General features: G+C 27.3%; 20 protein-coding genes and 1 tRNA gene. 15 read left to right on the forward strand and 6 right to left on the reverse strand.

Annotated elements, in window-relative coordinates; translation table 11 throughout:
* Positions 1-16 precede the first annotated feature (16 nt).
* Positions 17-508, forward strand: a complete 492-nt coding sequence (locus H0H40_RS00660; protein ID WP_185869156.1) for a ribonuclease HI — start codon at positions 17-19, stop codon at positions 506-508.
* Here H0H40_RS00660 and H0H40_RS00665 read toward each other — a convergent pair.
* Positions 496-1293, reverse strand: a complete 798-nt coding sequence (locus tag H0H40_RS00665) for an RNA methyltransferase (RefSeq protein ID WP_185869157.1) — start codon at positions 1291-1293, stop codon at positions 496-498. The two genes, H0H40_RS00660 and H0H40_RS00665, sit on opposite strands and share 13 nt — an antisense overlap.
* Before the next feature lie 121 nt (positions 1294-1414).
* On the opposite strand from H0H40_RS00665, the gene H0H40_RS00670 reads away from it, so the two are divergent.
* A complete protein-coding gene (locus H0H40_RS00670) occupies positions 1415-1756 on the forward strand; it encodes a deaminase (protein WP_317167214.1) in 342 nt (113 codons plus the stop codon).
* Positions 1710-1792: transfer RNA gene (locus H0H40_RS00675), tRNA-Leu, on the forward strand. Before H0H40_RS00670 ends, H0H40_RS00675 begins: the two co-directional genes overlap by 47 nt.
* A 9-nt stretch (positions 1793-1801) precedes the next feature.
* On the opposite strand, the gene ureC is transcribed toward H0H40_RS00675, so the two are convergent.
* A complete protein-coding gene (ureC, locus tag H0H40_RS00680) occupies positions 1802-3508 on the reverse strand; it encodes an urease subunit alpha (RefSeq protein WP_202985484.1) in 1707 nt (568 codons plus the stop codon).
* The gene (locus H0H40_RS00685) at positions 3505-4134 is read right to left on the reverse strand and encodes an urease subunit gamma (RefSeq protein ID WP_185869158.1); all 630 of its coding nucleotides are present in this window, start codon (positions 4132-4134) and stop codon (positions 3505-3507) included. Before H0H40_RS00685 ends, ureC begins: the two co-directional genes overlap by 4 nt.
* Positions 4135-4484: 350 nt before the next feature.
* On the opposite strand from H0H40_RS00685, the gene thrA reads away from it, so the two are divergent.
* From thrA to thrC, 3 genes are read left to right on the forward strand one after another with little or no spacing between them, the layout of a single operon-like run.
* A complete protein-coding gene (gene thrA / locus H0H40_RS00690; RefSeq protein WP_185869159.1) occupies positions 4485-6932 on the forward strand; it encodes a bifunctional aspartate kinase/homoserine dehydrogenase I in 2448 nt (815 codons plus the stop codon).
* Positions 6933-6937: 5 nt separating this feature from the next.
* Positions 6938-7879 (forward strand): homoserine kinase, encoded by a 942-nt coding sequence (locus tag H0H40_RS00695; RefSeq protein WP_185869160.1) that lies wholly within the window; start codon positions 6938-6940, stop codon positions 7877-7879.
* A 22-nt stretch (positions 7880-7901) separates the two neighbouring features.
* Entirely contained in the window at positions 7902-9227 is a 1326-nt protein-coding gene (gene thrC / locus H0H40_RS00700; RefSeq protein WP_185869161.1) for a threonine synthase, read from the forward strand.
* 3 nt (positions 9228-9230) lie between these two features.
* Here the strand turns inward: thrC and H0H40_RS00705 are convergent, their stop codons facing one another.
* Entirely contained in the window at positions 9231-10025 is a 795-nt protein-coding gene (locus H0H40_RS00705) for a thymidylate synthase (RefSeq protein ID WP_185869162.1), read from the reverse strand.
* Positions 10026-10098: 73 nt separating this feature from the next.
* Here H0H40_RS00705 and H0H40_RS00710 point away from each other — a divergent pair, with 73 nt between their 5' ends.
* Genes H0H40_RS00710 through H0H40_RS00720 form a run of 3 tightly spaced genes read left to right on the forward strand, consistent with a single transcriptional unit; the run spans position 10099 to position 12124 of the window.
* Positions 10099-11037 (forward strand): ribose-phosphate pyrophosphokinase, encoded by a 939-nt coding sequence (locus H0H40_RS00710; RefSeq protein ID WP_185869163.1) that lies wholly within the window; start codon positions 10099-10101, stop codon positions 11035-11037.
* The gene (locus H0H40_RS00715; protein WP_185869164.1) at positions 11034-11669 is read left to right on the forward strand and encodes a 50S ribosomal protein L25; all 636 of its coding nucleotides are present in this window, start codon (positions 11034-11036) and stop codon (positions 11667-11669) included. The genes H0H40_RS00710 and H0H40_RS00715 overlap by 4 nt, the downstream gene beginning before the upstream one ends.
* A 20-nt stretch (positions 11670-11689) precedes the next feature.
* Positions 11690-12124, forward strand: coding sequence for a nucleoside deaminase (locus H0H40_RS00720; protein WP_185869315.1), 435 nt, complete (start codon positions 11690-11692; stop codon positions 12122-12124).
* On the opposite strand, the gene H0H40_RS00725 is transcribed toward H0H40_RS00720, so the two are convergent.
* Positions 12117-12773, reverse strand: coding sequence for a DedA family protein (locus H0H40_RS00725; RefSeq protein ID WP_185869316.1), 657 nt, complete (start codon positions 12771-12773; stop codon positions 12117-12119). The two genes, H0H40_RS00720 and H0H40_RS00725, sit on opposite strands and share 8 nt — an antisense overlap.
* 337 nt (positions 12774-13110) lie before the next feature.
* Here H0H40_RS00725 and aroB point away from each other — a divergent pair, with 337 nt between their 5' ends.
* Both aroB and gyrA read left to right on the forward strand, forming a co-directional pair.
* Positions 13111-14208 carry a 3-dehydroquinate synthase gene (gene aroB, locus H0H40_RS00730; protein WP_185869165.1) on the forward strand — a complete coding sequence of 366 codons (1098 nt, stop codon included), beginning with the start codon at positions 13111-13113 and terminating at the stop codon, positions 14206-14208.
* Positions 14209-14266: 58 nt separating this feature from the next.
* Positions 14267-16729: a DNA gyrase subunit A gene (gene gyrA / locus H0H40_RS00735; protein ID WP_185869166.1), complete on the forward strand. Its 2463-nt coding sequence runs from the start codon at positions 14267-14269 to the stop codon at positions 16727-16729.
* Here the strand turns inward: gyrA and H0H40_RS00740 are convergent.
* A complete protein-coding gene (locus H0H40_RS00740) occupies positions 16713-18830 on the reverse strand; it encodes a carboxy terminal-processing peptidase (protein WP_317167208.1) in 2118 nt (705 codons plus the stop codon). The two genes, gyrA and H0H40_RS00740, sit on opposite strands and share 17 nt — an antisense overlap.
* A 95-nt stretch (positions 18831-18925) precedes the next feature.
* On the opposite strand from H0H40_RS00740, the gene surE reads away from it, so the two are divergent.
* From surE to purB, 4 genes are all read left to right on the forward strand, one after another.
* Positions 18926-19741 carry a 5'/3'-nucleotidase SurE gene (gene surE, locus H0H40_RS00745; RefSeq protein WP_185869167.1) on the forward strand — a complete coding sequence of 272 codons (816 nt, stop codon included), beginning with the start codon at positions 18926-18928 and terminating at the stop codon, positions 19739-19741.
* Positions 19742-19772: 31 nt separating this feature from the next.
* Entirely contained in the window at positions 19773-20738 is a 966-nt protein-coding gene (gene ruvB / locus H0H40_RS00750; RefSeq protein ID WP_185869168.1) for a Holliday junction branch migration DNA helicase RuvB, read from the forward strand.
* Between the two features lie 68 nt (positions 20739-20806).
* Entirely contained in the window at positions 20807-22102 is a 1296-nt protein-coding gene (locus H0H40_RS00755; RefSeq protein WP_185869169.1) for an adenylosuccinate synthase, read from the forward strand.
* A 14-nt stretch (positions 22103-22116) separates the two neighbouring features.
* Positions 22117-23553: an adenylosuccinate lyase gene (gene purB, locus H0H40_RS00760; RefSeq protein ID WP_185869170.1), complete on the forward strand. Its 1437-nt coding sequence runs from the start codon at positions 22117-22119 to the stop codon at positions 23551-23553.
* Positions 23554-23557 lie beyond the last annotated feature (4 nt).

Below are 23557 nucleotides of genomic sequence, written 5' to 3' on the forward strand. Positions count from 1 at the left end.
TTAATATGAATTATTCGTGAATAAAAAAATCCATATTTATACTGACGGATCTTCAAAAGGAAATCCTGGACCAGGAGGATATGGAATTTTTATAGAAACTATTATTGGAAGTTCTTATAAAAGAAAAATAATTTCTGAAGGATTCCGTTATACAACTAATAATCGAATGGAACTATTAGCAGTTATTGTAGGACTAGAAAAAATAGAAAAAAAAAAACAAAATATTGTAGTTTTTACCGATTCTAAATATATAGTAAATACGGTTCAAAAAAAATGGATTTATAAATGGGAAAACAATAATTTTTTGAAAAAAAAAAATATAGATTTATGGAAAAGATTTTTAAATATTGTTCATAAACAAAATATTGTTTTTCAGTGGGTTAAATCTCATAATAACCATTATATTAATGATTATTGTGATAGATTGTCTGTAGAAGCTTCTAGAAAAAACCCCCTTCAAATAGATTATGTGTATGAAAATCAAAAAAAAATGAATCAAGTGGAATAATTCCTCTGTCTAACAATTTCATATATTATTACGGACATTGCATGACTTACATTCAATGAATCAACACTCCCAAACATAGGAATAGTTATGATTTTTTTTGACTTTTTTAACCAAAAATTAGATATTCCCTTATTTTCTGAACCGAAAACAACGGCTAATTTGGAATAATTTAGTTTAGTTCTATATAAATTTTTCGCTTTTTTATGATGGTAAAATCCTGTTGAAACAATTTTTACTTTGTTTTTTTTTAACCAGAGAAAAACAGATTCTATTTTTTCTATGAAAATTTTTCTTGTAAAAACACTTCCTAAACTACACCTGATGATATTAGAATTATAAATATAAGTTTTCATATTACATAATATAATAAAATGAATTCCTGTAGCATCAGCTATTCTTAATATAGCTCCTATATTACCAGGTTTTTCGATCCCATCTAGTATGAGAATTAAAGAATCATTAATTATTTTTTCATTTTTTAATTGATTTGAAATAAATTTTTCTTTAAAGAAAGCAATAATTCCTCCTGAATTTTCTCTGTATGCTAATTTTTTAAATATTTCTAGACTAATTAAAAAAGTAATAGAATGATATGACTCAATCATATTATACTCATGGAATATCTTTTTGCATATGAATATTTTTTTTGGGGAAAAATTTCCTTTTATAGCCATATCAAATTCTTTTATTCCTTCAACAATAAATCCGTTGATAGAATTTTTATTTTTATAAACTTTTATTAAATCTTTAATTTTTGTATTTTGCAGACTTTGTATCTTTATCATTTATTTTAGATATGGATTCTAATATAGATATAGAATATATGAAATTGTCTGTTGAACAATCAAAATTATCTTTTTGTAAAAAAAAAAAGTAGGAGCTGTTATCGTTAAAAATAATCAAATAATATCTTGTGGATACAATAAAACTCCAAATGGATTTGATAATATATGTGAAAAAAAAAATGGAGAAACTAAGTGGTATGTAATGCATGCAGAGGAAAATGCAATTTTAAAACTTTCTTCTTCATCTTTATCTTGTAAAGGTGCATCTATATACATTACACATTTTCCATGCCCAAAATGTTGTAAATTAATTTATCAATCAAAAATCAAAAAAGTTATATATATACACGAGTATATGAAAAACGATAAAGGAATGAATTTTTTGAAAAAATTGAAAATAAAAATAGAAAAATTAAACCCAGGTGGCGAAAATGGTATACGTTCTGGACTCAAAATCCAGTGATTTTACATCATGCGGGTTCGAATCCCGCCCTGGGTACTTTTTGAATTAGAAAAGAAAATATCTTTGAGAAAGCGGTAAAGTATCAGAAGGACTAGAAATAATCTTTTCTCCGTTTATATAAACACTGTAGGTTTTTGGATCCACTTCTAAATTTGGAGTTTCTCCGTTTAATATCATATTTTTTTTAGACAAAAAACGACATCCTTTGACTATTTTTATTTGTTTTTTTATTTCATTTTTATCAAAAAATCCATGATTAATAGCAAATGATGAAACAAAAAGACTGCTTAATTTTGGTTCGAAAAAACCAAACATTTTACGATACATAAATGGTTGAGGAGTAGGAATGGTAGCATTTGGATCTCCCATACTAGCGTATACAATCATTCCACTTTTTATAACTAATTCTGGTTTTACTCCAAAAAAAGATGGTTTCCATAATACTAAATCAGCCATTTTTTCAACATTTACGGATCCTACATACTCTGAAATACCATGAGTAATAGCAGGATTTATCGTGTATTTAGAAATATATCTTTTTACTCTAAAATTATCATTTTTTTGATCTTTATTATTAAGATATCCTCTTTCTTTTTTCATTTTATCGGCTGTTTGCCAAGTACGTTTTACTATCTCTCCTATACGACCCATAGCCTGCGAATCAGAACTAGTCATACTAATAGCTCCCATATCATGTAAAACACCTTCTGCACTGATAGTTTCAGATCTTATACGTGATTTAGCAAAGGCAACATCTTCTGGTAGATTGGAATCTAAATGATGACAAATCATTAACATATCTAAATGTTCATCTATTGTATTGCAAGTATAAGGCATTGTAGGGCTTGTGGATGATGGCAAAATATTAGAAAAAGATATAACTTTTAATAAATCAGGAGCATGCCCACCTCCGGCTCCTTCTGTATGATAAGTATGAATTGTTCTACCTTTAAAAGTTTTTAACGTATCTTCAACATAGCCTGCTTCATTGAGTGAATCAGTGTGTATATTGACTTGAACATCTAATTTATCAGAAACATTTAGACATTGATCTATAACATAAGGAGTGCTCCCCCAATCTTCATGGATTTTTAATCCTCCTGCACCAGCTTCTATTTGTTCAATTAGAGATTTTGGATTAGAACTGTTTCCACTAGCAAGAAAAATAAAATTAATGGGAATGTGATCTGTACTTTTTAACATTCTTTGGATATTCCATACTCCAGAAGTACAATTTGTTGCTATAGTACCAGTAGCAGGACCTGATCCTCCTCCAATAATAGTAGTTGTTCCATTTTCTAATGCTACTTCAAACAATTGCGGACATATATAATGAACATGACTATCTACACTTCCAGCTGTTACAATTAGATTTTCTGAAGAAATAACTTCCGTTCCCACTCCAATATACATATTTGTAGTAACTCCATCCATAAAATATGGATTTCCTGCTTTTCCTATTCCAACTATAATTCCATTTTTAATTCCGATATCAGCTTTGATAATACCCCAATGATCAACAATGATAGCGTTAGTTAATACTAGATCTAAAACTCCTTCATTTCTTGTAGCAGATGGATGTTGTCCCATTCCGTCTCTAATAACTTTTCCTCCTCCAAAAACACATTCGTCTCCATAAATAGTGTAATCTTTCTCTATTTCAATCCATAAAGATGTATCTCCTAAACGAATTTTATCCCCCTTTGTAGGTCCATACATACTTGCATAAGATTCTCTGTCTATTTTTTTCATATTTTTGTATTTTCTTTTCCTGAAAATCCATAAATTTTTTTAATCCCTCCTATTTCTACTAATATAACTTCTTTAGTTTCTCCTGGTTCAAAACGAACAGATCTTCCAGATGGGATATCCAGTCTATATCCTTTAGTTCCTTCTCTATCAAATAGAAGAGCAGAATTTGTTTCGTAAAAATGAAAGTGAGATCCTACTTGGATAGGACGATTTCCACTATTAGAGACTATTCTTCCTATACGAGATCTTCCAGGTAATAAAAGAATATCTTCTTTAAGAAGATTATATTCTCCTGGAATCAGGTTAGAGTTTTCTTTTCTATTTTTTTTAATAGGATTATGTATAGTGACTAATTTTGTTCCATCAGGAAAAGTAGCCTCTATTTGAACATTATTAAGTAATTCGTATACTCCATCCATAACTTGTTCTTCATTTAGAATATTTCCAGCCTCATACATAAGTTCTTTTACCGTTTTTCCATCACGTGCTCCTTCCATAACATAATGAGTAATTAGAGATAAAGATTCAGGATAATTTAATTTTAATCCTCTCTTTAAACGTTTTTTTGCCAATTCTCCAGCCATGTGCAGAAGAATTTTTTCCTTTTCATAAGAAGTTAAATGCATACTTTCTTTAAGTTATTTTTTTGATTCATGTTCACAAAACATCGTTGCAAGTAAAGTAGATTTAAAGTTATGAAATATTATAATAATTTTTTCTTTTTTCCTTAATCATGTATAAAAATCAAATAAAGAAAAAATGAATGAAAATATTATTTAATTCTATCTAGCTTTTTTATTCATATATAATTAATTCACATTATATCAATTCAATTTCCTCATCATTGTTCTGAATATAATATAAGGAATATAAGGATTGAAAGAAATAAAAAAGTAAGTCTCCGTAAATTATCATTATTTTTGTTTTCATCTCTGTTTGAATAATTGGGGAAATTGTTTTAAAAAATAATTAAAAAATGCAAGTCTTAAAATTTGGGGGAAGTTCCGTAGCTCATTCTGATGGGATCAAACGTATTTGTTCTTTATTAAAAAAAAAACCGAAAGGAAGATATGCTATTGTCGTATCTGCATTAGGAAATATTACCGATCAATTAATACAATGTGGTCAATTAGCTTCCGAAAGAAAAAACTGTTATAAAAACATATTAGAAGAAATAGAAATTCGTCATATAAATATCATTAGGGAATTATTTCCAATTACTTATCAAAGTCATTTAATGAGTTGGATTAAAAAAAATATAAATGATTTAGAAAGTTTGTGTGATGGAATTTTCCAAGTAGAAGAACTTTCAAAACGTTCTTTAGATAAAATTATGAGTTTTGGAGAATTAAGTTCTTCTTTTATTATTGCAGAAAAATTAAAACAATCTGGATTAGATGCAGTTTGTAAGGATAGTCGAGATTTAATCATTACTGACTCCCAATTTGGATGTGCACAAGTAGACTTTATTACAAGTAACCATCATATTATTCAATTTTTTAGAGAAAAAATATCAGAATATATTGTATTACCAGGTTTTATAGGTTCTACATTAGAAAATGAAACAACTACTCTTGGAAGAGGAGGTTCTGATTATACTGCATCTATTTTAGCTGCAGCTATATCTGCAAGTTTGCTTGAAATATGGACTGATGTAAGTGGAATGATGACTGCTAATCCAAAAATTGTAAATCAATCTTTTCCTATTAAGGAAATTTCTTATGAAGAAGCAATGGAATTATCACATTTTGGAGCAAAGGTTATTTATCCACCAACGATACAACCTGCTATGAAAAAACATATTCCTATACAAATTAAAAATACCTTTTCTCCTTTAGATACAGGAACTTTAATTTATATTAGTAAAAATACAAACATTAGCCAACCAGTCACAGGTATATCAGGAATTCAGGATACAGCTTTACTTACTCTTGAAGGAAGTGGTATGGTAGGAATACCTGGATATTCCAAACGTTTATTTGAAGCATTATCACGTGAAAAAATAAATGTAATATTTATAACACAAAGTTCATCAGAACATTCTATTACAACAGGAATTCATGAAATGGACGTGATAAAAGCAAAAGCTGTAATAGATAGCGAATTTGCTCAAGAAATACATCATAGACGTATAGATCCATTGAGAATAGAAAAAGATCTGTGCATTATTGCTGTTGTAGGAGATAATATGAAAAATCTTCATGGCACTAGTGGGAAAATGTTTTCTTCTTTGGGAAGAAATAGTATTAATGTAAGAGCTATAGCACAAGGTTCTACTGAAAAAAATATATCAGCTGTTATTAAAAAAATTGATTTTAAAAAAGCATTAAACACCTTGCATGAAGCATTTTTTGAAAGTCCACCAAAACAAATTAATCTTTTTATTTGTGGAGTAGGAAAAGTAGGAAATAAATTACTTGAACAAATTGATCAACAGCAAAATTATCTATTGGAACAGTTAAAACTTCAGGTTAGAGTAATAGGATTAGCTAATAGCAAAAAAATGTATTTCAATCATGATGGAATTAATTTATCTCATTGGGAAAAATATATGAATCAAAACGGTCATAAAATGAACATATACTCTTTTATGGAAAAAGTATGGAAATTTAATTTGAGAAATAGTTTATTTGTTGACAATACAGCTAGTGAAGAAATGGCTATGACCTACGATAATTTTTTAAAAAATGGAATAGGAGTTATTACTTGTAATAAAATAGCTTGTTCCTCTGATTATGATCATTATAAAAAATTAAAGACACTTTCTAGGCACTTTAAAGCTCCATTTTTATTTGAAACTAATGTAGGAGCCAGTCTCCCAGTTATTAGCACACTTAATGACCTTATAAATAGTGGAGATAAAATTAATAAAATAGAAGCAGTTTTATCCGGAAGTTTAAATTTCATATTTAATCATTTTACAGGAGAAAAATCATTTCTAGAAGTTTTAAAAGAAGCTCAATTGAAAGGATATACAGAACCTGATCCTCGCATTGATTTGAGTGGATTAGATGTAATGCGAAAAATACTTATATTGGCGAGAGAATGTGGTTCTCCATTAGAACTTAGTGATATTCATCAAAAATCTTTTCTTCCTGTGACTTGTTTAAAATCTGAATCTATAGAAATTTTTTATCAAAAATTAGATCAGTACAAAGATTATTTTTTTAAAATCAGAAATAAAGCAGAAAAAGAGAAAAAACGCTTACGTTTTATTGCTCGTTACGAAAATGGTGTAGCTTCTATAGGGTTGGAATCAATTAATCAAAATCATCCATTTTTTCAATTAGAGGGAAAAGATAATATGGTTTTATATAATACATATCGTTATTCTGAACAGCCTCTTATCATAAAAGGTGCAGGAGCAGGAGCAGAAGTTACTGCATCTGGAGTCTTTTCTGATATTATTAAAGCTACTAAATAAAAATTATGAAGGGGATTAAAATATTTTCACCAGCTACTGTTGCAAATTTAGCTTGTGGGTTTGATGTTATTGGATTAGCTTTAGATCATCCTAAAGATGAAATTTTTTTGTATAAATCTAATAATCCAGGAATACGTATAAACAGAACATATGGGACACCGTTGCCAAACGATCCAAAAAAAAATGTAGCTTTTATAGCATTGCAGTTTTTATTAAAAAAATATCAACAAAAAAAAGAAGAAAAGATAGGATTCGAGATGGAATTAATTAAAAATATTCATCCTGGTAGTGGAATAGGATCTAGTGCAGCTAGTGCAGCAGGAGTTGTTTATGGAGCTAATGTTTTATTAGGAAATCCTTTTAGTACTATACAATTAATACGTTTTGCAATGGAAGGAGAACGTTTTGCAAGTGGAACAGCTCATGCTGATAATGTAGCTCCTGCTATCATGGGAGGGGTTACATTAGTAAGAAGCTATAAGCCATTGGATATTACTAAATTACATTCCCCTAATGAATTATGGGTAAGCATTATTCACCCGCAAATTGAAATTAGAACATCGGATGCTAGAGAAATTTTAAAACAAAAAATATTAATGACAGATGCTATTCGACAATGGGGAAACATAGGATCATTAGTTGCCGGATTATATCAAGAGAATTATGAATTAATAAGCAGGTCTTTAGAAGATGTTATCGTTGAACCTATACGAGCAATGTTAATTCCAGCTTTTTATGAACTCAAAATTAGATGTAAAGAAATAGGAGCTTTAGGTGGAGGAATTTCTGGTTCAGGGCCTTCTGTTTTCATGTTAAGTAAGGGAAACAATACTGCTAAAAAAGTAACTGAAATGATGAATCGTGTTTACTCTCCATTAAAAATTGATTATAAAACTTATACTTCTCCAATTAATCAACAAGGAGTTAAGTGGTCTAAAATTATTTAATAAGTAATATAAAATAATTCTTATGTTGTATCATAGTTTAGAAAATTATAAAAATTTAGTTTCTTTTGAAAATGCTGTATTAAAAGGGTTATCACCAGATGGTGGATTATACGTTCCTGAACGTATTCCAAAATTAGAACATCAATTTATTCATAATATTTCTAATTATGATATTGATACAATAGCGATGAATATCATCAAACCTTATATTGGAAAATCTATTCCAGAAGATTTTATTCATAATATCATTTGTGATACTTTAAATTTTCCTTTTCCATTACAAAAAATTCATGATAATATTCACGTATTAGAGCTTTTTCATGGACCTACTTTAGCTTTTAAAGATGTAGGAGCTAGATTTATGGCAGGATGTTTGAGTTATTTTTCTAAAAGAATAGGACAAAATGTCACAGTTTTAGTAGCTACTTCAGGAGATACTGGTGGAGCTGTAGCTCAAGGGTTTCACAAAAAACCTGGAATAGAAGTTATTATTTTATATCCGTATAATGGAATTAGTTCTTTGCAAGAACAACAAATTACTTCTTTAGGAGACAATATATTTTCTGTAGCAATAAATGGAAATTTTGATAATTGTCAAAAAATGGTAAAAAAAGCCTTTTTGGATAAAAAAATACAAAAAAAATATTTATTGACTTCTGCTAATTCTATTAATATCGCTAGATGGATCCCTCAAATGTTTTATTATTTTTTAGCTTATAGAAAAATAAAAATGATGGGGAATACAAAAGAATTAATTTTTTCAGTTCCTAGTGGAAATTTTGGAAATATCTGTGCAGGAATGATGGCTGAAAAAATGGGCGTTCCCATAAAATTATTTATTGCTTCTACAAATATTAATGATACTATTCCTAGATTTTTAAAATATGAAAAATATCATCCTCTTCCAGTAAAAAAAACTATATCCAATGCTATGGATATATCTGATCCAAGTAATTTTTCTAGAATATGGAATTTTTTGTACAAAAAAAATATATTTCAATTAAAACAAAAACTTTTTTCTTATCAGTTTACGGATAAAAATACTTTAGACACCATCAATATAGTTTGGAAAAAATATAAATATATGCTTGATCCACACGGATCTATTGGTTATTTAGGATTAAGAAAATATTTGCAAGAAGTAAAAGATTCTTCATCTAGAATTGCTATTTTTTTAGAAACTGCTCATCCAATTAAATTTATAGATGAGATACCGTCCTCTTTAAGAGGAGAAATTATTGCTCCTGATATACTGAAAAAATTTTTAAGTAGAAAAGTAAAAAAACAAAAAATATCCTTATCTAATGATTTTAATGTTTTTAGAGATTGGTTATTAGAAAGAAGATAAAATTTAAATTGCTACATCTCCTTTAATATGAGGATAAGGATTATAATCTTTTAATTGAAAATCTTCAAAACGAAATTCAAAAATATTTTTTACTAATGGATTAAGGATCATTTTTGGAAGTTTTCTTGGAGTTCTTTTTATTTGTAATTTTACCTGTTTAATATGGTTATTATAGATATGAGCATCCCCTACAGTATGTATAAGTTCTTTTTCTTTTAAATCAAGAGTTTTAGATAACATAATAAGCAATAGAGCATAAGAAGCTATGTTAAATGGTAATCCTAAAAAAATGTCTGCACTCCTTTGATACAGGAGTAAAGACAATTTTTTGTCAGATACATAGAATTGAAAGAGCAAATGACAAGGAGGTAAAGCCATATTTTTAATCATACCAACATTCCAAGAAGAAACAATTAAACGTCGTGAATTCGGGTTTAATTTTATTTCTTTTATAAGATTAGTTATTTGATCAATAAAAAATCCATCATATGTTGGCCATTTTCTCCATTGAAATCCATATATTGGTCCAAGATTTCCGTTTTTATCTGACCATTCGTCCCATATTGAAACTTGATTATCTTTCAAATATTGGATGTTTGTGTCTCCTTTCAAAAACCATAATAATTCATAAATAATAGATCGTAAATTTAATTTTTTTGTGGTTAAAAGAGGGAACCCTTTTTCTAAATTGAATCGCATATGATATCCAAATATACTTATCGTTCCAATACCAGTACGATCTTGCTTTTTTATACCATTTTTTAATACGTTTTTTAATAGATTTAAGTATTGTTTCATAGTATTATATTAATTATTTTTTTTCTTAATTTTATTAAGATTATAAAAGTATTTTTGCATAAAAAATATAACTATGAATCAAAAGGTTCTCTTCTTTTCTACAAGAAGTGGGTTAAAATTGGCAAAAAATATATCTTCTTTTTATGGACCTTTTCTTGGAAAGGTCCAATTTTTAAAATTTAGTGATGGAGAATATACTCCTTGTTTTGAACAATCTGTTCGTGGATCTAGAGTTTTTTTAATTGGTTCTACTTTTCCTCCGGTAGATAATTTAATGGAATTATTATTAATGTGCGATGCAGCTCGTAGAGCTTCCGCTAATAATATAACACTTGTTATTCCATATTTTGGATGGGCTAGACAAGATCATAAAGATAAGCCAAGGACTCCTATTGCTGCGAAATTAATAGCAAATTTAATGGTTGCTTCAGGAGCAACTAGACTCATGACTATGGATTTGCATGCAGATCAAATTCAGGGTTTTTTTGATATACCTGTAGATCATTTGTATGCATCTAGAATATTCATTGATTATATTAAAAAATTAAACATGGATCAATTAACTATTGCTTCTCCAGATATGGGTGGAGCTAAAAGAGCTAGAAGCTATGCTTGTTATTTGGGAACAGATGTAGTAATCTGTTATAAAGAAAGGAAAAAAGCAAATGAAATTGAATTTATGAATCTTATAGGAAATGTTGTAGATAAAAATATCATATTGATAGATGATATGGTAGATACAGCTGGAACTTTAACAGAAGCCGCAAACTTAATAAAAAAACAAGGAGCTAAAAGTGTACGAGCTATTGCTACTCATCCAGTTTTATCTGGGAATTCATATGAAAAAATAAATAAATCCGAACTTGAAGAATTAGTAGTTACAGATACTATTCCTATAAGTGAAGTTAAATATAGTGATAAAATTAAAGTTTTATCTTGTGCATCACTTTTTGCTGAAGTAATGCAATCAGTACACAATGATGAATCTATCAGTAATAAATTCATAATATGAAATATGTAAATATATACGGTCAAAAAAGAAATGTAGGTAAAAAGGCTGTTCGTTCTATTCGACTTTCTGGAAAAATACCATGTATTTTATATGGAAAAGATATTAATATTCCATTTTTCACTTCATTAGAAAATTTAAAAAAAATAGTGTATACAACGGAATTTCATGGAGTAATCATTCAAATAGAGGGATATGAAAATATAAATGCAGTTCGAAAAGAAATACAATTTGATCCTGTTAATGATAAAATATTACATGTAGATTTTTTTCAAATTAATGAATCGAAACCTATTATATTAGAAATTCCTATAAAATTTTTTGGAAGACCGATTGGAGTTTCTAAAGGCGGAGAATATTATTCTCCAATTAGAAAATTAAAAATAAAAGCTTTTCCATCTAATATTCCAGAATATATAAAATTGAATATAGATTCTTTAGATATAGGAGATAAGATAATAGTTGATGATTTATATAATAGTCAATATGTTATATTACATTCTTCTAATACGCTTATAGCAAGAGTAAAAAATTCACGTATAAATATTAAAGAATCCCAAGAAGAAAATAAAGAAGATCAAAAAGAAAAAGAAAATCCAAAAGGAGAAGAAGATAAGAAAGGAAAAAATAAATAATGTTTTTAGATTATTATTTTATGAAAATAGCTTTAAAAGAAGCTTTTATTGCTTTTCAAAAGAATGAAGTTCCTATAGGAGCTGCAATAACATGTGACGATGTAGTAATAGCAAAAGCTCATAATTTAACTGAAACTTTCAATAATATTACCGCACATGCAGAAATTTTAGTTCTTAATTTAGCATCCAATTATTTGAAAAATAAATACATGAAGGAATGCACCTTATATGTCACTATAGAACCATGTATTATGTGTGCTGGAGCTTTATTTTGGTCTCAAATAGGAAGAGTAGTTTGTGGAGCTTCCAACCATTCTAGAATAGGATTTTTGTCTTCTGGTATCCAATTACATCCAAAAACTAAATTTGTTTCTGGAGTAATGAAAAATCAGTGTCAAGATGTTATTCAAAAATTCTTCTTTCTTAGAAGGATTGAGAAAAACAAAATTATGTAAGTACTTTTTTAGCTTTTTTCTTTATTTTTATTTTTAGTATAATCGGTAAAGTTGTAGTAAATACGATTAATAATATTATCCATTCAAGATGATTTTTTAATTCAGGAAAACTTTTATCTAAATAATGTCCAGCTAACATAATAGAAAAAGTCCAAGTAAGTGCTCCAATAATATTATATACCATAAATTTTTTAAAACTTATACGAATTACTCCTGCCACAATGGGAGCAAAAGAACGAAAAACTGGGAGAAATCGACTCATAATCAATGCAGTTGTTTTGTATTTGTTGTAAAATAATTTTGCTAGAATAAGATGTTTTTTCTTAAAAAGAAATGAATCCTTTTTTTTATATAATAATTTTCCTGATTTATATCCTAACCAATATCCTTGCATATTACCAAGAATAGCAACTCCAGCTACAATTAAAATAATTACAAAAAAGGGAACATTATAAAAATTTTTGCATAAGTCTTCTCCAAAAATTCCAGCAGTAAATAATAAAGAGTCTCCTGGCAATAAAAACCCAATAAAAAATCCTGTTTCTGCAAAAACTATTGCTAAGAGAACAAACAAAGCTGTTTTTCCAAAATATAAGAATATCCATCTTGGATTGAATAAATGCTGAAAAAAGTCCCAAAGATCCAACATACTACAAATACGAGAAATAAAACTAAATATTTCCATTTTCTCTATTTTTTATATTTTCTCCTTAAATTCTATAGATTTTACTAGTTGATAGGAAAAAATGAAAATCAAGGAGAAAATATAAAAAATACTTATTTTCATATTTTCTTAAATCTTAATTCAAAAAAACATATGGAGTATTTATTCAAATTCATTAATATTTTAGGATGGATTCCTAATATGTTTTTTTTTATAATAGGTTTTATGTTTATAATTTTTTGGCTGTATCGGATATTTCATTTTATTGATTAATAAAAAATTAGTTAATTTTGTTGAATAAATCCAAATTTTATGTATAAAAATGAAAAAAAGTGAGAAGGACAAACTCATATTTTTTAATGAAAAAGCTTATGAAATACTAAGAAATTATCTACTTAAAAAAGTAGATTCCATAAAAAATACATTTATTTTAGTGGATGACAAAACTTATCAATATTGTCTTCCTGTTCTTCTTTCTCATGTAGACTCCCTAAAAGAATCTAACTTAATTAGAATAAAATCAGGGGAAAAAGAAAAAAATATTCATACATGCATTCAAATATGTAAAATTTTAGAGAATTTTAAAGCAAATAGAAAAAGTTTAATCCTAAATTTAGGAGGAGGTGTTGTAACAGATATAGGTGGATTCGTTGCTTCTATATTTAAAAGAGGAATTTGTTTTGTGAATATTCCTACTTCCTTATTAGGAATGGTTGATGCTTCTATAGGATATAAAACAGGTATTAATTTAGATTCTATTAAAAATGAAATAGGATCTTTTTATATTCCAGAATTTTTAATAATTGATCCTAATTTTTTGAAAACACTATCTAATCAAGAAATCATTTCTGGAATGTCTGAGGTGTTTAAACATGGTTTAATAGCAGATAAAGATTTTTGGATAAATCTAAATAATATAAAAAACATTATTGATATAACAGACAATCAATGGGATCATTTAATTTGTAGATCTATTTTGATAAAACAAAAAATTGTAGATCAAGACCCTAAAGAGAAAGGATTAAGAAAAATTCTTAATTTTGGACATACTATTGGACATGCTTTAGAAAGTTATTTTATGAATACGGATAAAGTTATATTACATGGAATAGCAGTGGTTATAGGTATGATATGCGAATCTTGGATTTCATATAAAATTAATGGGTTATCCATCTCTGATTATGAGAATATAAAATTTACACTTTCTAAATTTTATTCAATCCAAAATAAAATTTTGAATCTATCTGATTCAGAAATTGAAAAAATACTGGTGATTATGGAATATGATAAAAAAAATGAAAAAAACAAAATTCAATTTTCTTTACTAAAAGAGATAGGAAAATGTTCTTATAATTGTCAAGTACCACATTCTTTGATCAGAGAATGTTTTTTTGAACTAAAAAACATAGATTTTTCTTAATTTATTAATATTCTTTATATTAGAACAAATATAATAAACCTCATAATTTTTATAAAAAATGAGTGAAGGAGAAAAATTGGTTCCCATCAATATAGAAGATGAAATGAAATCATCTTACATAGATTATTCTATGTCTGTTATTGTATCTAGAGCTCTTCCTGACGCTAGAGATGGATTAAAGCCTGTACATAGAAGAGTTCTTTATGGAATGTATAAATTAGGAGTTCTTTCTAAGAGCTCTTACAAAAAATCAGCTCGTATTGTTGGAGAAGTTTTAGGAAAATATCATCCACATGGAGATGTTTCTGTTTACGACACTATGGTTCGTATGGCTCAAAAATGGATTCTTCGTTACCCATTAATAGATGGACAAGGAAATTTTGGATCATTAGATGCAGACCCACCTGCAGCTATGCGTTATACAGAGGTAAGAATGAAAAAAATATCTGAAGAAATGCTGTTGGATTTAAAAAAAGATACGGTAGATATTCAATTAAATTTTGATGATTCTTTAGAGGAACCGAAAGTTTTACCTACACGCATTCCTAATCTTCTCATTAATGGATCTTCTGGTATTGCAGTTGGAATGGCTACTAACATTCCTCCTCATAATTTAAAAGAGACTATAAATGCTATTTGTGCTTATATAGACAATGATAATAATTTATCAGTAGAACAAATTATGAAATACATTAAAGCTCCAGACTTTCCAACAGGTGGTATTATTTATGGATATGATGGAGTTAAAAACGCTTTTCATACTGGAAGAGGACGTATTATTTTGCGTGCGAAAGTTCATTTTGAAGAAGTTCAAGGAAGACAATGTATTATAGTAGATGAAATTCCTTACCAAGTGAATAAAGCAGATATGATAACTAAAACTGTAGGATTAATGAAAGAAGGGAAAATGGAAGGGATTTATCAAATTCGTGATGAATCGGATAGAAATGGATTACGAATTGTTTATGTTCTGAAACAAAACACAAATCCTAAAATTTTATTGAATAAATTATTTCAATATACTTCACTACAAACTTATTTTAACGTTAATAATATAGCATTAGTTAATGGGAATCCTGTTCAATTAAATATAAAGGATCTTATTCAAAATTTTGTGGATCATCGAAATGATGTTATTGTTCGTCGTACAAAATATGAATTAAAAAAATGTAAAAATCGTGTTCATATATTAATGGGATTTTTTAAAATATTAGATCATTTAGAAATTATGATTCAAATGATTAAAAGATCCAAAAATCATTATGAAGCTTGTTTCACTCTGATTAAAGAATTTAAAATATCAGAGGATCAATCTAAATCTATTTTAGATATGCGCTTACAAAGTCTTACTTCTTTAGAGCTAAAAAAATTGAAAAGAGAATATGATGAAATTGTAAAAAAAATAGAGTTTTTTCAAAATGTTTTAAATCAAAATTCTATAAGAAAAAAAATTATTCAAGAAGAACTTTTAGATATCAAGAAAAAATATCAAGATTCACGACGAACACAAATTGATTATTCAGGAAGTGAAGTGCATATAGAAGATTTAATTGAAAATGAACAAGTAGTTTTAACTATTTCTCATGCTGGTTATATCAAAAGAACATCTTTATCGGAATACAAACGTCAAGGAAGAGGTGGGATAGGAAATAGAGGAGCTATAGCCAGAGAGTCTGATTTTTTTAAACATTTGCTTATAGCAACAAATCATCAATATCTACTTTTTTTTACAGAAAAAGGAAAATGTTTCTGGTTAAGAGTATATGAAATTCCGGAAGGATCTAAAATTTCTAAAGGAAGAGCTATACAAAATATTATTCATCTTCAAAAAGATGATAAAGTGAATGCTTATATATTAACAGGAGATCTTACTAAGAAAGAGTACGTGAAAGATCACTACGTTATGATGGTAACTCAAAAAGGTATCATTAAAAAAACATCCTTGGAAAATTACTCTAGACCTAGAAAATATGGAATAAATGCTATCATAATTCGTAAAGGAGATTCTTTGTTAGAAGCTATTTTAACTAAGGGAGATAGTCATGTTTTTATTGCTGTAAAAAGTGGGAGAATTATTCGTTTTTCAGAAAATAAAGTTCGTTCAACTGGAAGAACTTCTTCCGGAGTAATAGGAATTCATTTTACAGTTAAGGATGATATGGTAATTGGAATGATATGTGTTGGTGTAGAGGAAAAAGGACATTTGCTAGTTGTTTCTAAAAAAGGATTTGGGAAGAGGTCACATTTAAAAAATTATCGTGTTACTAATCGTGGAGGGAAAGGGATAAAAACAATAAATATCACTAGAAAAACAGGGTGTTTGATTGCTATAAAATATGTTACAGATCAAGATGATTTGATGATCATTAAAAAATCCGGTATTATTATACGTATATCTGTTTCAGACATAAGAGTTATGGGAAGGACAACTCAAGGTGTTAGATTGATTAATTTAAAAGAAAATGATGCCATAGCTGATGTTGCTCAAGTTTATAAACCTCCTATTATGGAATTTCATTAAAATTACGTAATATTTGAACGCATTCTGAAATGTAAAAATCTTTTTTTAAATTTTTTTTCCATTCTTTTTGTTCTTTGGATTCTAACTTTTCTTGATTGATCTCATAAGAAGAAGGAAATATTAATGATCCGTATATATTCAAATAATTTTTTATTTTTTGAGAAATTTTCTTTTTTATTTTTGTTTTTCTGTTTTGGAGATATAATTTTTCCCAGTTCAAAGACAATTTTTTAGTTTTTGAAAAATTTTTTTCTAATGATTGTATAGTTTTATAAATAGTAATTAAACCCTTTTTTTTACTTAAACGGTTAATACTTTTTATCTTGACATCTTCTAATTTTTCTATTTTTTTCTTATCCCAATAAGAATATGGAACAGGATCTACAGAATCCCATTTCATAGAATTTTTTTGATTCTTTTCCATAAACTTTAAATATATATTATTATTCCCATCGTGAGGAATAACTATATCTGAATTCACTCCTTTTAGTTGTGTAGAACTACCGTTAACACGATAAAATTTATGTATAGTAAACTTTAAAGATCCCAATTCTTCATTAGAAAGAAAAAATTGATTTAATGGGTAAACAGTTTGCACTGTTCCTTTTCCATATGTTTGATCACTACCAACAATAATTCCTCTTTTATAATCAGATATTGCTGCAGAAAGAATTTCTGAAGCAGATGCTGAGAATTCATTAACAAGAACTATAAGTGGACCTTCCCATAATATTTTTTCGTCATTATTTTTTAATATCTTTTTTTTATTTTTACTACCTATTTGTACAATTGGAACTTTTCCTAAGAAAAAACCTGTAATTTTTATTGCAGTGTCTAAAGAACCTCCTCCATTATTTCTAATATCTAGAATTAGACCTTTTATATTTTCTTTTTTTAATTCTTTAATAATTTTTTTCATATCTTGAGCAGAATTTCTTCCTTTTTGATTTTCGGGATTAAAATAAAATTCAGGCAAAAAGATCAATCCATATTTATTTTTATTTTTATCCAATATGATAGCACTTCTTGCAAAAATTTCTTTTTTTTCTATGATATCTCTTATCAGAGAAACATCTTCTATAGATCCATTTTTTTTTTGAATTGTTAATTTTACTTGACTTCCTTTTTTCCCTCTTATCAAACGAATGGAATTTTCCAATAACATTCCTACAATATTCTTCGATTTTGAATCTATATCTCTTGATACTCGTATAATTTTATCTCCTATTTCTATTTTTTTACTTTTCCATGCAGGACTACCAACAATAATTTGAACAACTGTAGCATATCCTTTATCTTCTTGTAATTTAATTCCTATACCTTCTTTCTGTCCAGATATACTGAAATCAAAAATTTCTTTATCTTTAGGAGATAAATAATTGGAATGTGGATCGTATTGGGTGGTGATAGTGTTTACATACATAGAAAACCAGTCAAATTCTTTTTTTATTCTTAATTTTCTTAAATATTCTTGGATATATACTTCTACTTTTCTTCTTGATGTTGCTTCCTCATTAATAAATGCGTTTTTCCAAGTTTCTTTGCTTAAAACATTTAATTTTTTTTGATGAATAGAATCAATTATTTCTAATAAAGTCAAATATTTTAAATATTTTCTCCATTTTTCCATCCATTCTATATCATTTTTCGGATAATCAATATCTTTACTATCAATAAAAAGTATTTCTTCTTTATTAAAATTAAAAGGGGTCCTTAATAATTGAAAACATATAGATTCCACTTTTTTTACTCTTTGAGAAAAACGTTTTATAACAGCATTGAAAAATGTAGGATCTCCATGAGTCCAAAAATCATCTATTTTATTTTTATATAAAGAAAAATCTTCTATATCCTTTTGCAGGAAAAAACGTTTTTTATTATCTAATTTTTCAAAATATTTATTATATATTTTTTGTGAAAAATCATTATTGATAGAAATGGGATTTGGATGCAAAAAATGAATCGTTTTATATACTGTTTTCAATATCAAATGATATTTTTCTTGTTTTCCATTAGAGGAACAAAAACTAAATATAAAAATGAATATGAAATTAATTACTGTGTATTTCAATATGTTATATATTTTTACTTTAGTATTCACAATTATGTTTTTATTTAAAAATATGTTTTTATTTAAAAATATGTTTTTATTTAAAAAATAGTATAAATAAATTTTTTTGGAAAAAATTGGAAAAAATGAAGAAAAAACCAATTATTTTAGTAACAAATGATGACGGAATTATTGCTCCAGGAATTAGAGCACTTATTCATGCTATGAATCCTTTAGGTGACGTGTATGTTGTTGCTCCAAATAAGCCTCAGTCTGGTGTAGGACACGCTATAACTATGGATACAGTTTTATATTGTGATTCTGTAAAAATCGATAACGGTAACCAAAAGGAATGGGAATGTTCAGGAACACCTGTAGATTGTGTAAAGTTAGCCATTAACAAAATTCTTCCGAGAAAACCTGATATTTGTGTATCAGGGATTAACCATGGATCAAATTCTTCTATAAATGTTATGTATTCTGGAACAATTTCTGCTGTTATTGAAGCGAGTATTGAAGGTATTCCATCTATAGGATTTTCTCTACTCGATTTTGACTGGAATGCTGATTTTGAGGTATCAAAAAAATATGTTTATCAAATTGTGAAAAAAATACTTCATAAAACTGATCCTATTTCAGAAAATAAAATTAGTTTAAATGTAAACATTCCAAAATTGAAAGAAGAAGATATAAAAGGGATTAAAATATGTAGACAAGCGGAATCTAAATGGAAAGAAAGTTTTGATAAAAGATCTAATCCAAAAGGAAGAATTTATTACTGGTTAGTAGGTGATTTTATCAATTCTGATAAAAGAATAGATACAGATGAATGGGCATTAGAAAATGGATACGTGTCTATCGTTCCTATTCAATTTGATTTAACAAATTATCCTATATTAAATATTTTAAAATCCTGGAATTTTGTATTTTTTATTTCTATATTGTATTCATGGATTCTCTGATTTTTAATTTTAATATTAAAATACATAGATAGTGTTATCTTCTTTAGAAGGATCTTTCAATCCAAAAACTATTCAAGATTTCGTTGGACAACATGATATACTGGAAAATCTAAAAGTTTTTATTCAGGCTTCTAAAAAAAGAAAAGACGCTTTGGACCATATTTTGTTTCATGGACCTCCAGGATTGGGTAAAACAACACTTGCTCATATTGTAGCTAATGAATTATGTGTTAATATCACGATTACTTCAGGTTCAATATTAGATAAACCAGGAGATTTAGCTGGTTTATTAATTCATTTAAAATTAAATGATGTTATTTTTATTGATGAAATTCATAGACTTTCTCCAATAGTTGAAGAATATTTGTATTCTGCTATGGAAAATTATAAAATAGATATTATCATAGATACTGGGTCTAACGCAAAATCAGTACAGATAGATTTATCTCCTTTTACTTTAATAGGAGCAACTACAAGATCTGGGTTGCTCACAGAACCTATGCGTTCTAGATTTGGAATTAATTTTCGTCTTAATTATTATGAAAATAAATTGTTGAAAAATATTGTAAATAGAAGTGCAAAATTTCTAAACATTCCGATTACAGAAGAAGCTTCTTCTGAAATAGCTAATAGAAGCAGAGGAACTCCACGTATAGCTAACACTTTACTTCGTAGAATTCGTGATTTTGCTCAAATAAAAGGAAATGGAATTATTGATTTAAATATATGCAATTTAGGATTGCAAGCTCTTAATGTAGACAAAAAAGGATTATCCGAGATGGATAAAAGGATTCTTATATCTATTATAGATACTTTTAAAGGTGGACCTGTAGGAATTAACACTATATCTACAGCTGTAAGCGAAAATTCAGATACGATAGAAGAAGTTTATGAACCTTTTCTTATCAAAGAAGGGTATTTAATTAGAACTCCTAGAGGAAGAAAAGTTACTCAATTAGCTTATCAACATCTAAGACGAAATTCTGAAAAAAAATAGACTAAAATATTTTTTATTATCTATTTATAAAAATTAACTTTGTTGAAGTATTAAAATGAACAAATATCATGCCTTCAAATGTTATTGTCGGTCTCCAATGGGGTGACGAGGGAAAAGGAAAAATTACAGATTTACTTTCTAAAAATTCAGATTATGTAATCCGTTATCAGGGAGGAAATAATTCTGGTCATTCTATTCATATAAAAAACCATCGTTTTATTCTTCATTTGATTCCTTCTGGAGTTATTTATTCTCATATAAAATGTATTGTTGGACCAGGTGTTGTTGTAGATCCTAAATCTTTTATTAAAGAAATAAAAGATTTAGAATTAATGGATATTGATACATCCAAAGTTTTTTTAGCAAAAAGAGCACACGTCACTATGCCTTATCATCGTTTGCTAGATCAATATAAAGAAGAAACATTGGGATATAAATCTATTGGGACTACACATCGTGGAATAGGTCCTACTTATGAAGACAAAACAGCACGTATAGGAATACGTTTATTGGATTTTTTAAATATTAAGGATTTTTATCAAAAACTAAAATATAATATAGATTTCAAAAATCTAATTATTACAAAAGTTTATAAAAGAGAGCCTCTGATTTTTAAATCTATTTATGAAGAATATGTAGAATATGCAAAAATTATTTCTAATCGTATTATAGATTCTGTTTATGAAATTCATAATGCTTTTCATAATGGGAAAAAAATTCTATTTGAAGGAGCTCAGGCTATTTTATTGGATATTAATTATGGAACATATCCATATGTAACTACTTCTTCTCCTTCTACAGGAGGTGTCTGTATAGGAGCAGGAGTCCCACCTAATTTTTTAGGTAATTTTATAGGAGTTGCAAAAGCATATTGTACACGTGTAGGATTTGGTCCTTTTCCTACAGAAATTCAAAATAATATAAATGACGTTATACGCAAGAAAGGCAACGAATATGGAGCAACAACAAAACGTTCAAGAAGATGTGGATGGTTAGATTTAATGGCTCTTAAATATTCTTGTACAATTAATGGAATTAATTATTTAATTATTACAAAACTAGATGTATTAAGCGAGTTAGAAACTATTAAAGTTTGTGTAGAATACAAATGGAATGGAAGAATTATCAAATATTTTCCAGCAAATATAGAGAAGGATATACAAAGTGTTTATATAGATTTTCCTGGCTGGAAAAAGGATATATCTCATATCAATGAATATGAAAATTTACCAGAAAATTGTAAGAAATATATTAAATTTATTGAAGATTATCTAAATTTAGAAATACTTTTAATTTCTGTAGGATCTGAAAGAAATAAAAATATTATTAAAAATAAATATTCATTTTTTAAAATTTTTTCTTAAAAAAATATTTTCTTGTGAAAGAATATAAAAATCCTTTAGTAGAACGATATAGTAGCAAAGAAATGTTATATAATTTTTCTCCAAAAAAAAAATTTTCTACTTGGAGAAAATTGTGGTTGTATTTAGCGGAAACACAAAAAGAATTAGGGTTAAATATCAGCGATGAACAAATCTATGATTTAAAAGAACATTTGTATGATATTGATTGGGATAGAGTTTTTTTTTATGAAAAAAAATTTCGTCATGATGTAATGGCGCATTTATATGCTTTCGGAGAAAAGGCTAAAAAAGCAAAACCTATTATTCATTTAGGTGCTACTAGTGCATTTTTAGGGGATAATACGGATATTATTACGATTCGTGATGGATTAGAAATTTTACTTAAAAAAGTAGTTAATTTAATTTTTCGTCTTAGAAATTTTTCCATAGAATATCATAATGTACCTACTTTAGCTTTCACACATTATCAAGCTGCTCAGTTAACAACTGTAGGCAAACGTTCTTCTTTATGGATACAAAGCTTGCTTTTAGATTTAGAAGAATTAGAATTTAGACTTAAAAATATTCATTTCAGAGGAGTAAAAGGGACAGTAGGATCAGCTGATAGTTTTAAAGAATTATTTAAAGGAAACTTACAAAAAGTAAAAAATTTAGAAAAAAAAATATCCTATAAATTTGGATTTCAAAATGTTTTTTCAATTACAGGACAAACTTACGATAGAAAAGTAGATTCTCAAATATTAAACTTATTATCCAATATTTCTCAATCCTCTCACAAATTTAGCAATGATTTACGTTTGCTTCAGAATTTGAAAGAAATGGAAGAACCTTTTGACGACAATCAAATTGGATCCAGTGCTATGGCTTATAAACGTAATCCTATACGTAGTGAGAGAATTGCTTCTTTAGCAAAGTATGTTATTTCTTTATCAAATAGTTCTGCCATAGTTGCAGCAACTCAATGGTTAGAACGTACTTTGGATGATTCTGCTAACAGAAGATTAGTTATAGGACAATCATTTTTGGCTGTAGATGCTATTTTAATGATTTGGAATAACATATTAGAAAATATTGTTGTATATCCTAAAATCATTGAAAAACATGTTGAAGAAGAACTTCCATTTTTAATAACTGAGCACATCATTATAGAATGTGTCAAAAATGGAGGAGATAGACAAGAAATTCATGATAGAATACGAATTCATTCTATGGAAACAAATAGGAAAATAAAATTAGAAGGAAAGGAAAATGATTTTATTCAACGTATTTCTCGTGATAAAAAAATACCAATTCATAAAAAAAAAATAGATCAAATGCTCAATCCAGAAAATTTTATAGGATTTTCTTCTGATCAAACTTTAGAATTTATTGATAAAAAAGTTAATCCAATATTAAATCGATTTCATCATTTAATTGATTCTGATATATCTAATATGGATAGACAAATTTGAAATA

It is taken from the genome of Blattabacterium cuenoti (genome assembly GCF_014252295.1).
Taxonomy (GTDB): Bacteria; Bacteroidota; Bacteroidia; order Flavobacteriales; family Blattabacteriaceae; genus Blattabacterium; species Blattabacterium cuenoti_V.